Raw genomic sequence first — 14,114 nt, 5'->3', positions numbered from 1 at the left:
CGACGCGCCCTCGCCCTGTGACGGCCCACGGCTGTCACCGGGCGAGCGTGCCCTGCGGGGTGGCGGCGCGGCATGGTGTGATGGCGCCGTGAGCCGTGCCGCAGAAGAGTCCAACCGCCGCATGCTGCGGGCCCGGGACGCCATGGACCGCGCCTACGCCCAGCCGCTGGACGTCCCCGCGCCGGCCAGGACTCGCAGATCTACGTCCTCGGCCAGGGCGACGCCCTCGACTTCCACGTCGGCAAGCTCGGCCTGGAGGTCAACACCGATGTCATCCTGGGCTTCATGTGCTGGCTGACCGTCGACGTGCCCGGCCACCCCGAGCGGCAGATCCTGCTGGAGAAGCCGGGGTCCCCGGCGCTGTCCGAGGAGACGGCGGAGCAGGGTCCGTGAGCTGCTGACGAAGGGCGCCATGGGCGGCCACCTCATCTTCAGCACGGACGACCGCCGCAAGCCCCGCGAGACGCTGCTGGGCCGTGGCGTCGAGTTCACCGAGGAGCCCACCGACCGCCCGTACGGCATCGACCGCGGCCTGTGCGACCCCTTCGGCAACAGCATCCGCTTCACCCAGCCGAAGGGCTGAGCACGGCTCGTGCACCGGTGCCCGAGGGGGTCCAGCCGTGGCCGCACGATCCCGGCCCGCCCTTCGCACAGTTCGCCCGGATGGCGCTCCCCCGCACCCCTGCCCCTGCGCTGCGCCCTGCTGCGCAGTCGGGAGGGACGGTTCGGCGCGCGCATGGTGGCGGTGTACGGCGCCGAGCTGCACGTCTCCGTCGCCGGCCACCGCGTACGGCGGCGGACGCGGTGGCCGGGCCACGGAGACGGGAGCACCGGTGGGACTGGTCCACGGAGCGTTGTCAGTGGTGGCAGGCAGGATGGCGGGCATGACGACATCAGTTGCAGTGATCGTGGATGCCGCCGCCTACGCACGGGCCGTCGAGGACGCGGTGAAGGCTTCGGCCGCCTATTACACGGGCGGCACGTCGGTCCTGGACGACGACGCCTACGACCGCCTCGTGCGGGGCATCGCGGCGTGGGAGGCGGAGCACCCGGACGGGATAGTGCCGGACTCGCCGACCGGGAAGGTCGCCGGCGGGGCGGTCGAGGGCGATGTACCGCACACGGTGGCGATGCTGAGCCTGGACAACGTGTTCTCGGCCGAGGAGTTCACGGCGTGGACGGCGTCGCTGGCGCGGCGGATCGGGCACGACGTGGAGCGGTTCGGCGTCGAACCGAAGCTGGACGGCCTGGCGGTCGCCGCCCGTTACACCGAGGGACGGCTCACGAGGCTGATCACCCGTGGCGACGGGACGGCCGGGGAGGACGTCTCGCACGCGATCGGCACCATCGAGGGGCTGCCGGCCGAGCTGGCCGAGCCGGTCACCGTGGAGGTGCGGGGCGAAGTCCTCATGACCACCGTCCAGTTCGAGCACGCCAACGAGGTGCGCACCGCGCACGGCGGGCAGCCGTTCGCGAACCCGCGCAACGCCGCCGCCGGCACCCTGCGCGCCCGGGAGCGGGCGTACACCGTGCCGATGACCTTCTTCGGCTACGGCCTGCTCGCACTGCCCGCCACGGACGCCGAGTTCGCCGGGCGGCTGGGCGAACTCGCCCACAGCGAGCTGATGGCACGGGCCGCCGGACTCGGCGTGCACACCACCGCGGGTACGGCCGTGCCCGGCGTCACCGCCGGCACCGCCGAGGACGTGCTGGGCCGGGTGAAGGAGATCGCCACGCTGCGGGCCGAGCTGCCGTTCGGCATCGACGGGATCGTCATCAAGGCCGACCTGGCCGCCGACCAGCGGGCCGCAGGCTCCGGTTCACGCGCCCCGCGCTGGGCGATCGCCTACAAGCTGCCCGCCGTCGAGAAGATCACCCGGCTGCTGGAGGTGCAGTGGAACGTCGGCCGCACCGGCATCATCGCCCCCCGCGGAGTGCTGGAGCCCGTCGAGATCGACGGCTCCACCATCACGTACGCCACCCTGCACAACCCGGCCGACATCACCCGCCGTGGCCTGCGGCTGGGCGACCATGTCATGGTCCACCGCGCCGGTGACGTCATCCCACGTGTGGAGGCGCCCGTCGCCCATCTGCGCACCGGCGACGAACAGCCCATCGTCTTCCCCGAGGTGTGCCCGAGATGCGGCTCCGGCATCGACACCGGGGAACAGCGCTGGCGCTGCGAGAACGGCCGCAACTGCCATCTGGTCGCGTCCCTGTCGTACGCCGTCGGCCGCGACCAGCTCGACGTCGAAGGCCTCGGTCACACCCGTGTCGTCCAACTCGTCGACGCGGGCCTGGTCGCCGATCTCGCCGACCTGTTCGCGCTCACCCGGGAGCAGTTGCTCGGCCTGGAGCGCATGGGTGAGACGAGCACCGACAATCTTCTCGCCGCGCTGGACACGGCCCGGGGGCGGCCCCTGTCGCGGGTGCTGTGCGCGCTGGGGGTCCGGGGCACCGGCCGTTCCATGTCCCGCCGTATCGCCCGGCACTTCGCCACCATGGACCACATCCGCGCCGCGGACGCCGAGGCGATCCAGCGGGTCGAGGGCATCGGCACCGAGAAGGCCCCGTCCATCGTCGCCGAGCTGGCCGAACTCGCCCCGCTCATCGACAGACTCGTCGCGGCCGGGGTGAACATGACCGAGCCCGGCGCCACGCCACCCGCCCCGGCCACCGAGACCGAGGCCGAAACCGGCGCCGAAACCGGCGAAAGCCCCGCACCCGACGCCGGTCCGCTCGCCGGGATGACCGTGGTGGTGACGGGCGCCATGACCGGCGTACTGGAGAAGCTCAGCCGCAACCAGATGAACGAACTGATCGAGCGCGCCGGTGGACGCTCCTCCTCCAGCGTGTCCAAGAAGACCTCTCTGGTCGTCGCGGGCGAGAACGCGGGCTCCAAGCGGGCCAAGGCCGAAGCCCTCGGCCTGCGCCTGGCGGACCCCGACGAGTTCGCCACGCTGGTGGCCGGCTTCCTCGACTGACCCGGCCTCGCGGACGGGCCGTCGTCGCGAGGTCTCGCCAGGCCGTCCGACTGCCCCGGCATCCTGCTGGTCGACCGCTGGATACTCCTTGATAGGACCGCCGGCGCAGGCTCAAGGCGATGGACACGGCCATCCGCCCGTGGGTGAGCGTGATGGTTCCCTGGAGCCGCCACGACCTCCAATGCCACAGCGAGGAGAGCCGGCGGCTCGGGACGCACATGGAACACACCTTGCCGGTCCTCCTGGAGCGTGGCCGTCGCAGCGACGGCCGAGCAGCCGTCAACGGCCTCCCCGCTCTGAAGGCGTTCACGGACGTACTTCCCGCCGTCGTGGCATGGAGCGCCCGGCAGTTCCTGACACACGCTCAACCTCATCCACCTCCCGGTCCGCCGCATTCGGTGAACCGCCCACGCCTGCTTCTGGACGAGGCACCGCATGGGGACGAGTGAAGGTCACAGTCGGATGATGACCAGCGCGGTGTCGTCGGTGGCGCCGTCCGCCGGAAGGAGGGCGTGCAGGAGGGCGTCGGCGAGGGTTTCGGGGATGGCTCGGCGGTGGCGGGTGAGGGCGTCGGCGAGGCGGGTGAGGCCGGTGTCGATGTCCTCGCGGCGGCGTTCGATCAGCCCGTCGGTGTAGAGGACCAGGGTGTCTCCCTCACTGAAGCCGACGGCGGCCTCCGGGCGGGCGACCGGCTCCGGGCGGGCGCCGAGCGGTGGATCGGTGGCCTTGTCGAGGAAGACGACCGTGCCGTCGCGGCGCAGGAGCACGGGCGGCGGGTGACCGGCGCTGCTGTAGGCGACCGTGCGGGCCTCCCAGTCGATGCGGGTCTGGACGACAGTGGTGTTCTCGGCCCCGTCGACGGAGTCGGCGTACAGGCCGAGGGCGTCGAGCGCCTGGGCGGGGCCGTCGGCGACGAGGGACGCGGCGCTCAGCGCGCTGCGTAGCTGGCCCATGGCGCAGGCAGCGGCAAGGCCGTGTCCGACGACGTCGCCGACGGCGACGCCCATCCGGTCGGCACCGGGCAGGTCGACGAGGTCGTACCAGTCGCCGCAGACGTTGAGCGCGCCGACGGCCGGCCGGTAGCGCACGGCTGCGCGGTGGTGGAGGACAGGGCTGGGAGCGGGGAGCATCGCCTTCTGCAGCGCGAGCGCGACCTCGCGTTCACGGGCGTGTGCCTTGCGCAGCCCCTCGTTGATGTCCTGCAGCTCACGGGCTCTGGTGTAGAGATCGGCCTCCAGTACGCGGGCTCGGTCGTCCTGCGGGCGCCGGGCCCGGATCAGTTCGGTGACCTCCTCCACCTTGTGGATGATCAGCGCCACGCTCCCGTCGGGGCCGAGGACCGGCGCGTTCACCGGGCTCCAGTACCGCACCTCCCACTCCCCCGGCCGCTGCGCCGACTCCACGTCGTACCGTTGCAGCGCCATCGCGTCCCGCTCGCCGCTGTCCACCACCCGGACGAGAGAGGCCGCCAGGTTCCGCATGCCGCTCGCGGCCGGATCGGTGGGGTTGTCCGGGAACACGTCGAAGAGATACCGGCCGACCACCTGCTCGCGGGACCGGCCCGACAGGCGCAGGAACTCCTCGTTCGCGTCCAGGTACACGAACTCGGGTGTCAGCAGCGCCACCATTCCCGGCAGCGCCTGGAACACCGCCGAGTAATCGATCGCCGTATCCGCCATGGTCCGCCGCCTCAGCGTCCGTAGCCGTCCTGTGATCCCACCATAGGAGCCTCGGGCGGGCGCGGCGCGTCCCTCGCCGCGCCGCCGGACAGGCAGGTCACGGGCCGTGGTGGGGGGTGGGGAGCACAGAGTGGCAGAGCAGGGGCACAGCGTCGCGGGTCGGTGGGCGGCTGTCGGGTTCTTTGGCCTTTCGGCCGGGTTCTCGGGCCGCGGGCGCTGGTTTTCCGGCCTTTCGGCCGAGGCATGGGCAGGGCCGGCGGGCCGACAGTGAGGGGCGTGACCGCTGACCCGGTCCGGGCCGGACGGCCGGACCGGGTCCTCTCCTGGAAGGATCCCCGCATGCGTTCTGCGCACAAGGCCGCGCTCGCCGCGGCCGTACTGCTCGCGACTCTCCGCGTCCCTGTCGTCGCGGAGGGCGCGGGCGGCACGGAGGGCGCCGAGCGCGCGGCGCCGGCGGACCATCCGTCCGCCCTGGCCCCCTACTACGACCAGCGCCCCGCGTGGCGTCGATGCCAGAGCGAGGCGCCTGCCGCGTACCAGTGCGCCGACATCACCGTGCCCCTGGACTACACACGCCCCACCGGCCCGCCCCTGCGGCTGCGCGTCTCACGGCTGATGACGAGCGTGCCCGGCAAGCGGCGCGGTGTGCTGTTGTCCAACCCCGGCGGCCCCAGCACGGCGGCGCTGGGCGATCCGCTGCAGTTGAACGATTCCCTGTCCAAGAAGGTGAAGGACCGCTACGACCTGATCGGCTTCGACCCTCGCGGCCTGGCCACCAGCAGCCCGCTGCGCTGCGGCCTCACCGAGGACGAGCTGACGCCGTTCCATCCGTATCGTTCCGCCGCGTACACCGAGGACGTCACCCGCGCCCGCGACATCGCGGCCAAGTGCGCGGCCCGCAACCGCACGCGCCTGCCGTACATCAACACCCGGAACACCGCCCGCGACATGGATGTGATCCGAGGTGTCCTGGGCGAGAAGAGGATCTCCTACGTCGGCTGGTCCTACGGCACCTATCTGGGCGCTGTCTACACCCAGCTCTTCCCCCGGCACAGCGACCGCTTCGTGCTCGACAGCGCCGTGGCACCCGATCGCTTCGGGCGGGGCACGGTCCAGGCCATGGCCTCCGGGGCCGAACCCGCGTTCCGGGAGTGGAGCCGCCGGACGGCCCTCAAGGACCGCACGTACCAGCTGGGCGACACACCCGCGAAAGTCCGCGCCACCTTCCAGAGGCTCGTCGCCCGCGCCGACCGTACGCCCCTGCGGTACGCGGGCTCCGACGAGGAGCACCGGGGGCGGGCGCTGACCGGCGCCGACATCCGCGACTGGCTGCGGCCCGAGTTCTTCGACGCGCCCGACCGGGTCGCCCGCGAGGTCGTCGCGCTGCGCAAGGCCCGGGCCACGCGCCCCGATCCCCGGCCGGCCGGCCGCGCCGACTCCTTCGAGGACAACGCCACCGCGCTCCACTGGGCGATCATGTGCGGCGACAACTCCGTGTCCTGGCCCCGCGATCCGGCCCGCTACCGGCACGACGCCGTCCGGGACGGTGCCCGCTACCCGGTGTACGGCGACTTCGCCTCGAACATCACTCCCTGCGCGTTCTGGCCCCGCGGCTCCGAACCCGCCACCCGTGTCGACAACCGGGTCCGGGCCCTCGTCGTGCACAAGCAGTGGGATTCCCAGACCCCGCTGCCGAGCGGCCGGGCCATGCACCGCGCGCTGCACGGCTCACGTCTGGTGTACGTCGCCGGCGGACGGGGCCACGCCGTCTACGCCTTCCCGGGCGCCCCCGCCTGCGTCACCCGCGCGGTGGACGCCTATCTGACCGAGGGCTCGTTCCCGGGCCGCGACGTCACGTGCCGCACGTAGAGGCGCGCCGTTGAGCACCTCCGCCCCGCCGGTGATACCGGCGGGGCGGTCAGCAGGGCCGGCGCCACACCCCGAGTTCCAGTCGTTTCACCATCGACGACAGCTTCAGTCGGCGGGACTCGGCGCAGAAGCTGCTCCTGGGCTCCGTGTACTCCACATGGAGCACCGCCTTGCCCGCCTCGATGAAGGGCGTGAGCTCCGCACACTCGTCGTACTGCGCGCACTCCTCGTTGACGGCGAAGTCGAAGTGGTCCAGGAGCTGGGGGATCTGGGGCAGGTCGTTCTTGAGGCCCACCGACAGGCCGCGCTCGTGGGCGATGTCGGCGATCACGCGGTTGAACCTCAGCTGGTCGTCTGCGGTGAGCGGGAAGCCGGTGTGGTTGCCGTAGCCCTCGACGAGGTCGGGCTCCACCGCGTCGAAGCCCTTGTCGCGGCACATGTCGAAGCGGCGTTCCATGATCGGCCGCAGGACGTCGAGGCGCCGGATGTCGAGCCACCGTTCGCCGGCCCAGCCGTTGCGTTCGCCGAGCACCGAGCGCGGGAAGGTGTCCGCGTCGGGCCGGAAGTCCTCCCAGGCACCGACGTTGATGTAGCAGATGACCTTCCGGCCGTCCCGGTGCAGCCGGGCCACGTCGGCCGCGGAGTTCTCGAAGCCGTCGATGTCGTAGACCGGCACGTCCGCCGAGGGGTCGACCCTGCCGTCCAGCTGCCACTGCCAGGCCACACCGGGCCGGGGTTTCCACCGGGCCTCCCCGGCGGCGGTCGGGTCCTGACTGCCGGGGGCGTCGGAGGGCCGGTCCGTGCCGTCCGTTCCGCCCGTGCAACCGGTCAGTGCCGATGCGGCCAAGGCCGCCAGCAGTGTCACGTACGCGAGGGTCGTCCTCCTCGTCATTCGGTCCCCGTCACCGCTAGGGCGCTTCTGATGGATCTCCGCGGCGTCGCGACGCCCGGCACGCCCTCTCGCCGCACCGGACAAAAGCCCTAGTAGCTCCTCCCCCACTCTCGGCTTCGCTCGAGCGGGGGGACCCCCATCGAGGGCTTCCGCCCGGCACGCCGAGAGCACGCACCGAACGCCGCTCCTTCTCCCACGGAGATCCATCAGAAGCGCCCTAGTGCGGGCGTCAACTCGGCCCAGGGATTGGGCGGTTCGCCGGTCACCGGGCCGCAGACCGCCGCGCCGCGGTCGTGTGCGGTGCGCACGGCGAGCGGTACGAGTGCCTCGGGGACGCCGTAGACGAGGTGACAGAGCCGCTCGGGTGGATGCCGGGCGGCCCAGGTGGGTCTGCTGAACGCCGACACATACGTCGACCAGTGGCCCTCGAAGGTGACGGTCAGGTCGGCGAGGCGGGCGTAGCCGGGGGCCGGGTGGACGCCGGGGTTGAGGACGACGGTCCCGGCGCCGAGCCGGCGTACGGCCCGCACGAGCCGGCGGCAGGCGGGCAGGCCCTCCGGTGTGGCCGTCACCTGGTCGAGGAAGCAGCCGTCGGCCGCGTACCACTCCTGGTGACGGCGTACGTCGTCGGCGATCTCGGCGCGGTCGCGGACCCCGTAGTCGGTGTCGACGTAGCCGAGCAGCCGCGCCCCGGCCGCGCGCAGCGCCCGGGCCGCCGCGGCGAAGGCGGGGTCGGGGCCGTCGCCGGGGCCGTTCGCGGGGTTGAGGACGACGCCGTACGTGCGGGTCGCGGCCCTGATCAGCCGGTGCCAGGCGCCCGGGTCCTCGGCCGGGTGCACGTACAGCGGAATAAGCAGGCTCACGGCGTACCGACGCCCTTGCCGCCGCCTCCGGTGCCTCCGGTGCCTCCGCCGCTCCGACCGTCCCCGCCGCCCCCCGCGTCCACGGCTTCGCCGTCTTCCCAGAGTGCGGTCAGCGCGTCGTCGAGGGTGTGGGCCGGGCGCCAGCCCAGGGCCGTCTCGGCGGCGGTGATGTCGGAGCACTGCCACGACACGTCCGCCGAGCGGACCGAGCCGGCCGGCCCCGCCCCGCTGCCCGTGCCCGCCGCGTTCTCCGCGATCCGGCCCCGGAAGCCGGCCTTGTCGGCGAGGCCTCGCACGACGTCGCGCACGGGGACGGCCCGGCCCCCGCCGATGTTGAGGACGGGGGGCAGCGGGCCGGGTGCGGTGGCCGCGAGGACGGTCGCCCGGGCCACGTCGCGTACGTCGACGAAGTCGCGGTACGCGGAGAGGTCGCCCAGGGGCAGTACGGCGTCGGGGTCGGAGCCGGCCGCGCGCAGCAGTCCGGCGATGCGGCCGGGCAGGCCGGTGGGTGGCGCCCCGGGGCCCACCGGATTGCCCACGCGCAGGACGACCGCGTCCAGGCCGGAGGCGGTGACGGCGACCGTGCCCGCGAGCTTGGTCGCGCCGTACGGGGCGAGGGGGCGGGTGGCCGCCGACTCCGTCACCCGGACGTCCGGGACGCCGGGGCCGTACTCGGCGGCCGAGCCCAGGTGCACCAGCCGCGCCCCCGGCGCCGCCTCCCGCAGCGCGGCGCACAGCACTGCGGGGCCGCGGGCGTTGACCTCGGCGAGGGTGACGGGATCGCCGCCGGTCGCGCCCGCGCAGTTGATCACGGTGTCGGGCGCGGCCGACGCCAGGGTCTTCGCCAGCTGGTCCGGGCTGACGGTGGCGAGGTCGACGCCGTACTCGGCGGTGGGCGCGCGGCCGCCGCCGAGGACCAGCGCGCCCGGCAGGGCGCGCAGTGCCTCGACGACGTGGGTGCCGAGATAGCCGGTGGAACCCAGGACGAGAATGCGCATGTGGTGCTCAGGCTCCCTTGAGCAGAAGCGACTTGCGGGTGGTGAACTCGGCGTTGGCCCGGTCGTAGTCGTCGGGGCGGCCGATGTCCAGCCAGTACCCGTCGAACTCGTAGGCGTGCGGCTGGTTCTGAGTCTTTATCAGGTCGAGGACCAGTTCGTCGAAGCCCAGCGGGAGGCCGGGGGTGTAGCCGTCCAGGGTGGAGCGGGACACGCCGTAGACGCCCATGGAGACGCTGTAGTCCATGCTCGGCTTCTCGGTGAAGGCGACGACCTTGGAGTCGTCGGTGGTCAGGACACCGAAGTCGATGTGGACCTGGCGGGTGTAGGTGGCGATGGTCAGGGGCGCGCCGGACTCGCGGTGGCGGTGCAGGACGTCGGCGTAGTCGAGGTCGGTGAGGATGTCGCCGTTCATGACGAGGAACGTCTCGGGCAGGCGGTCGCGCAGGTTGAGCAGCGGGCCCATGGTGCCCAGCGGGCTCTCCTCGGTGGCGTAGTCGATGGTCAGGTCCCACTGGGAGCCGTCGCCGACGTAGGCGCGGATGATCTCGCCGAGGTGGCCGATGGCGATGGTGCAGTGGGTGAAGCCGGCCGCGGAGAGCTGGCGCAGCACGATCTCCAGGATGGCGTGCTGGTCGCCGATGGGGACGAGCGGCTTCGGCAGCGCGGTCGTGTAGGGCCGCAGCCGGACGCCCTTGCCCCCCGCCAGGATCACTGCGTGCATGGTGCTCCTCCTTCGTGGACGTGCTTCGGACTTCGGACGTGCCGGACGGGAGTCAGATGTTGTAGATGCCGGTCTTGTAGCGGGCGAGATTGGCCGGGTCTCGGAAGAACTCCACGGTGTGGGCGAGACCCTCCTCCAGGGTGTGGGCGGGTTGCCAGCCGGTGGCGGCGGTGAGCCGGGTCGCGTCCGCGACCAGTCGCATCACCTCGGAATTGGCGGGCCGGATGCGGGCCTCGTCCTCGCGTACGTCGAGTTCGCTGTCCATGACCTTGCCGATCAGTGCGACGAGGTCGCCGATGGAGATCTCGCCGCCGGTGCCGGCGTTGAAGGTGCGGCCCACCACCTGTCCGGCGGGCGCGGTGCCGACGGTCAAAAAGGCCTGCGCCGTGTCCTTGACGAAGGTGAAGTCCCGGGTGGGGCGCAGATCGCCGAGGGTGATGGTGCGCTCCCCCGCCGCGACCTGGCCGATGACTGTGGGGATCACCGCGCGCATCGACTGGCGTGGTCCGAAGGTGTTGAACGGTCTCAGGGTGACGACCGGGGTGTCGAAGCTCGCGTGGTAGCTGTCGGCGAGCCGGTCCCCGCCGGCCTTCGAAGCGGCGTACGGGGACTGGGTGTTGATGGGGTGGTCCTCGGTGATCGGCACGGTCCGCGCGGTGCCGTACGTCTCGCTGGTGGAGGTGTGGACGAGCCGGGGTGTGCCGAGGGCGCGGACCGCTTCGAGGACGTTGAGGGTGCCGGTGACGTTGGTGTCCACGTAGCTGTGGGGGGCCTGGTAGGAGTACGGGATCGCGATGAGGGCGGCCAGGTGGTAGGCGGTGTCGGCGCCTTCGAGGAGGCCTCGGACCGAGCCGGGGTCGCGGACGTCGCCGAGGACGATCTCCACCTGGTCGAGGACGTCCGGGTGCAGGGTCTCCAGCCAGCCGTAGGAGGAGAAGGAGTTGTACTGGGCCATGGCCCGGACCCGGTGTCCGGAGGCGACCAGCGCCTCGGTGAGGTGGGAGCCGATGAAGCCCTCGGCTCCGGTGACGGCGGCGATCGGTGCGGAGGTCAACTGGTGTGTCCTTCCAGTCGGTTGACGGTGGGGCGCGCGGGTGCCGGTCGGGGGTGGGCGCGGGGCTCAGGCATGCGGGGCCGGCCGGCCGAGCAACCGAAGCGCGCACGCCGAGAGACAGAGCGCGGCGGCGCCGCAGGACAGGGGCAGCGCCAGGTCGCCCGGTGGCAGGTCCAGCAGGGTGACCGCTCCGGCGCCGCCCGCCGCCGCGAGGCAGATCAGGGCTGACGGCCAGGCCGCCCCGAACGCCTGGAGCAGCAGCGCGGTCCACAGGACGGCCGCGAGGAGCAGCAGCGGGGTCGGGTCGGCGTCGGTGAGCAGGGCGGCGGGCAGCAGCGGCAGGAGGTAGGCGAGCAGGCAGAGTACGAGGATCCCGGCCGAGCGCAGCAGGAACCCGGTGGGCGTCGCGACGGCGCGCAGCGCCGCCACCGACAGGCCCCGGTAGCGGTACAGCAGCCATTCCGCAGGCCCCATGCTCACGGTCAGCACGATCACCGCGTACGGCTCCTTGCGCCCCTCCAGCAGTACCAGTACCCCGGCGGCCAGGCCGAACAGGCCGTACGGCAGGGACCGCAGCAGGTGTGGCCGGCGGGCGCCCGGTACGGCCGGGGCGGAGCGGGTGGTCCACAGGGTTCGGCCGGTGACGGCGAGCGTGGCGAGCAGGGCCAGCAGCGGGAGCCCGGCGCGGAGCGGGGGGCCCGGTTCCCACCAGGGCAGGACGGCGGCTCCGGCGATCAAGGGGCTGAGTGCGGCGAGCAGTTGGCGCTCCCGGCCCAGTACCAGCAGGACGCCCGCGGCCGCCAGGTACGCGGACTGCGCGGCCGCCACCAGGGTCACCGCGCCGCTCCCGGCGAGGAGCGCCGCGACCGCCGTGGCCACCACCGCGCCGATGGGCGCGCCGGTCAGGAGCGTACGGCCCGCCTCGCGCCGTCCGGTCGCCATCCGCAGGTGGGCGCGGTGGCCGAGGGCCTGGCCCCAGGCCCAGGAGACGAGTCCGGCGACGATGAGGGCGGGGGCGTGGGCTCCGGGGTTCCACAGGGGTGCGGTGAGCAGATAGGCGAGTCCCGGCAGGGCGAAGAGCACGCCGCGCAGGAGGCAGCGCACGGTGTCGGGGCGCCAGGGGTCGGCCGTCGGTGCGGGTTCCGGGAAGGTGCGGGGCACCTGTTGGTAGAGGGCGGAGGCGAGGGAGAACAGGTTCGGGTGGCCGTAGCGCTCCTTGATGAGGGAGGCGGGCAGGCCCTCCGCCTCCAGGAGTGCGGCCACCTCGTACGGGTGGACGGCGGGGCCGACGCGGTCGGCGAGTTCGGCGGCGAGTTCGCTGACGGCCTCCTCGTCGGGGCCGCGTGAGGGCAGCCGGATGGCGAGTGTCGTGTCGTCGCCGAGGGCCCAGCTCGGGCGGCGGCGGCGGGGGCGGCGCCGGTCGGCGAGCCGGATGGTGAGGGTGTCCTGTTCGACACCGCCGGGTTCGAGGGACATGGGCCCGCTCATCCGGCCATCGTGCTGATCGGGGCGGGCGTCTCCACCGGGGCCGGCGCGGCCGTCGACCGCCGTTGCCGCGTGGGGAGTTCGAGGTAGATGGACCGGAAGGTGTCGATGGTCTGGCGGAGGGTGAACTGCTCGATGACCCGCAGCCGCGCCGCCTCCCCCATGGCCCGGCGCCGTGCCGGGTCGCCCAGCAGTCGCAGCGCGGCCTCGGCCATCGCCGCCGGGTCGCGGGGCGGCACCACGAGCCCGGTGTCGCCGACGGCCTCCCGTACGCCGCCCACGTCGGTGGAGACGGTCGCCCGCCCGCACGACATGGCCTCGATCAGGGTGAAGGGGAAGCCCTCGCTGATGCTGGAGAGCATCACGACGTTGCCGGCCGCGTAGGCGTCCTTGATGTCGTCGACGCGGCCCTCGAACGTGACCGCGTCGCCGTGCCCGAGTTCGGCGGCCAGGGCCTCGCACCGCTCCCGGTACTCCTCTCCGCCCCGGGGTGTCCCGCCGAACAACCGCAGCCGTACGTCGGGGAGCCGGGCCCTGACGAGGGCGAAGGCCCGGATGAGGGTCTCCAGATCCTTGATGGGGTCGACGCGGCCGGCCCAGCTGAGGGTGAGCGCCTGCGGCTCGGGTCCGGCGGGCGGGAACGCGGCGGGGTCCACGCCGTTGTAGACCGTGCGGATGGACTCCGGGTCGGCGCCGCCCTGTTCCTCCCAGAGCCGGTTGTAGCGGTTGCCCGGGGTGATCAGGGCGGCCCGCCGGTAGGTCTCCTCCGCGAGGAGGCGGAATAAGCCGAGGACGACGGCCTTCACGGGCCAGCGGTAGGGCGCGGTGCGGTAGCCGAGGTAGCGCTCGCGCAGATAGACGCCGTGTTCGGTCAGCAGCAGGGGTACGCCGTGCCGTTCGAGGGCGGCGAGGCCGGGCAGGACGGCGACTCCGCCGCTCACCGCGTGTGCGACGCCGGTCTCGGGGGGCGGTGCGGCCAGCGGGCGCAGGGCGTGTTCGAGGAGGGAGGTCGCGGTGAGCGCGTCGTGCAGGGTGGGCCGGGACTCGCGTACGGCCAGGCCGGGGCGGTTCCACACGCCGGTCAGGAGGGTGATCGCCCGGTCCGAGCGCAGGAAGGGGCTGAGCGTTCCGTCGGCCGCGGCGCGTGCCATGGCGTACAGGGCGGGCGCGAAGCCGTCCTCGGCGCCGGGGTCGAGCAGGGCGGTGAGGAACTGCTCGTAGGCGGTGGCGAGTTCGCTGCGGGCGCGGCCCCGGGGCGGGCGGCCCTGCGGCGGGTCGCCCCACATGGGGACGGTCAGCACGCGCGAGACGTGTGCGGGCAGGTCCCAGACGAGGGGTTCGCGTCCGGTGCCGGTGACGGCGACGACGTCGAAGTCGAAGTCGGGCATGCCCTGGACGAGTTGGTCGCACCAGACACTCACGCCGCCGTGACCGTGCGGATAGGTGCCTTCGGTGAGGAGGGTGACGCGCGTCGCGCCGAGTCGGCGCGCGCCGTGAGGAACGGGCATCGGTGTGCTCCACGGCCGTGGGGGTGTGGGGTGGTTGCCTGCCGGTGCCGGCCGCCGGTTG

At 73.1% G+C, this 14,114-nt stretch carries 11 protein-coding genes and 2 pseudogenes; 5 read left to right on the top strand and 8 right to left on the bottom strand.

The window, feature by feature from the left end; translation table 11 throughout:
- Nucleotides 1–88: 88 nt before the first annotated feature.
- From I8N67_RS44345 to I8N67_RS28495, 4 genes and pseudogenes are all read left to right on the top strand, one after another.
- A pseudogene (locus I8N67_RS44345) lies at nt 89–190 on the top strand (helix-turn-helix domain-containing protein); the annotation flags it as partial.
- A gap of 8 nt (nt 191–198) precedes the next feature.
- Nucleotides 199–583 (top strand): annotated as a pseudogene (locus I8N67_RS28505) (VOC family protein).
- A gap of 292 nt (nt 584–875) precedes the next feature.
- Complete coding sequence (ligA, locus tag I8N67_RS28500) at nt 876–2,984, top strand: NAD-dependent DNA ligase LigA (RefSeq protein ID WP_200307098.1); 2,109 nt, start codon at nt 876–878, stop codon at nt 2,982–2,984.
- A 119-nt stretch (nt 2,985–3,103) separates the two neighbouring features.
- A complete protein-coding gene (locus I8N67_RS28495) occupies nt 3,104–3,433 on the top strand; it encodes a hypothetical protein (protein ID WP_200307068.1) in 330 nt (109 codons plus the stop codon).
- 3 nt (nt 3,434–3,436) lie between these two features.
- Here I8N67_RS28495 and I8N67_RS28490 read toward each other — a convergent pair whose 3' ends face one another.
- Complete coding sequence (locus I8N67_RS28490) at nt 3,437–4,663, bottom strand: PP2C family protein-serine/threonine phosphatase (RefSeq protein WP_200307066.1); 1,227 nt, start codon at nt 4,661–4,663, stop codon at nt 3,437–3,439.
- 339 nt (nt 4,664–5,002) lie between these two features.
- Between I8N67_RS28490 and I8N67_RS28485 the strand changes: the two genes are divergently transcribed.
- Nucleotides 5,003–6,532, top strand: coding sequence for an alpha/beta fold hydrolase (locus I8N67_RS28485; RefSeq protein WP_200307064.1), 1,530 nt, complete (start codon nt 5,003–5,005; stop codon nt 6,530–6,532).
- Nucleotides 6,533–6,581: 49 nt separating this feature from the next.
- On the opposite strand, the gene I8N67_RS28480 is transcribed toward I8N67_RS28485, so the two are convergent.
- The 7 genes from I8N67_RS28480 to pelF form a co-directional block, all read right to left on the bottom strand.
- On the bottom strand, nt 6,582–7,424 hold the full coding sequence (locus I8N67_RS28480; RefSeq protein WP_200307062.1) for an endo alpha-1,4 polygalactosaminidase: 843 nt from the start codon (nt 7,422–7,424) through the stop codon (nt 6,582–6,584).
- Nucleotides 7,425–7,630: 206 nt separating this feature from the next.
- Nucleotides 7,631–8,287, bottom strand: coding sequence for a spherulation-specific family 4 protein (locus I8N67_RS28475; RefSeq protein WP_200307061.1), 657 nt, complete (start codon nt 8,285–8,287; stop codon nt 7,631–7,633).
- Nucleotides 8,284–9,285, bottom strand: a complete 1,002-nt coding sequence (locus tag I8N67_RS28470) for an NAD-dependent epimerase/dehydratase family protein (RefSeq protein WP_200307059.1) — start codon at nt 9,283–9,285, stop codon at nt 8,284–8,286. Before I8N67_RS28470 ends, I8N67_RS28475 begins: the two co-directional genes overlap by 4 nt.
- 7 nt (nt 9,286–9,292) lie before the next feature.
- On the bottom strand, nt 9,293–10,006 hold the full coding sequence (locus I8N67_RS28465) for a nucleotidyltransferase family protein (RefSeq protein ID WP_200307057.1): 714 nt from the start codon (nt 10,004–10,006) through the stop codon (nt 9,293–9,295).
- Between the two features lie 52 nt (nt 10,007–10,058).
- Entirely contained in the window at nt 10,059–11,060 is a 1,002-nt protein-coding gene (locus I8N67_RS28460) for a GDP-mannose 4,6-dehydratase (protein WP_200307055.1), read from the bottom strand.
- 66 nt (nt 11,061–11,126) lie between these two features.
- Nucleotides 11,127–12,548 (bottom strand): hypothetical protein, encoded by a 1,422-nt coding sequence (locus I8N67_RS28455; protein ID WP_200307053.1) that lies wholly within the window; start codon nt 12,546–12,548, stop codon nt 11,127–11,129.
- Nucleotides 12,545–14,053 carry a GT4 family glycosyltransferase PelF gene (gene pelF / locus I8N67_RS28450; protein WP_200307051.1) on the bottom strand — a complete coding sequence of 503 codons (1,509 nt, stop codon included), beginning with the start codon at nt 14,051–14,053 and terminating at the stop codon, nt 12,545–12,547. Before pelF ends, I8N67_RS28455 begins: the two co-directional genes overlap by 4 nt.
- Between the last annotated feature and the right edge of the window lie 61 nt (nt 14,054–14,114).

The organism is Streptomyces adelaidensis (assembly GCF_016598475.1).
Taxonomy (GTDB): Bacteria; Actinomycetota; Actinomycetes; order Streptomycetales; family Streptomycetaceae; genus Streptomyces; species Streptomyces adelaidensis.
This window is presented reverse-complemented; position numbering and strand designations above follow the sequence as displayed.

Bases quoted from the DNA above. Each gene is read 5' to 3' on its own strand.
- I8N67_RS28455 (WP_200307053.1), bottom strand. From the start codon at position 12,548: ATGAGCGGGCCCATGTCCCTCGAACCCGGCGGTGTCGAACAGGACACC.
- I8N67_RS28490 (WP_200307066.1), bottom strand. From the start codon at position 4,663: ATGGCGGATACGGCGATCGATTACTCGGCGGTGTTCCAGGCGCTGCCG.
- I8N67_RS28480 (WP_200307062.1), bottom strand. From the start codon at position 7,424: ATGACGAGGAGGACGACCCTCGCGTACGTGACACTGCTGGCGGCCTTG.
- ligA (WP_200307098.1), top strand. From the start codon at position 876: ATGGCGGGCATGACGACATCAGTTGCAGTGATCGTGGATGCCGCCGCC.
- I8N67_RS28465 (WP_200307057.1), bottom strand. From the start codon at position 10,006: ATGCACGCAGTGATCCTGGCGGGGGGCAAGGGCGTCCGGCTGCGGCCC.
- pelF (WP_200307051.1), bottom strand. From the start codon at position 14,053: ATGCCCGTTCCTCACGGCGCGCGCCGACTCGGCGCGACGCGCGTCACC.
- I8N67_RS28470 (WP_200307059.1), bottom strand. From the start codon at position 9,285: ATGCGCATTCTCGTCCTGGGTTCCACCGGCTATCTCGGCACCCACGTC.
- I8N67_RS28495 (WP_200307068.1), top strand. From the start codon at position 3,104: ATGGACACGGCCATCCGCCCGTGGGTGAGCGTGATGGTTCCCTGGAGC.
- I8N67_RS28485 (WP_200307064.1), top strand. From the start codon at position 5,003: ATGCGTTCTGCGCACAAGGCCGCGCTCGCCGCGGCCGTACTGCTCGCG.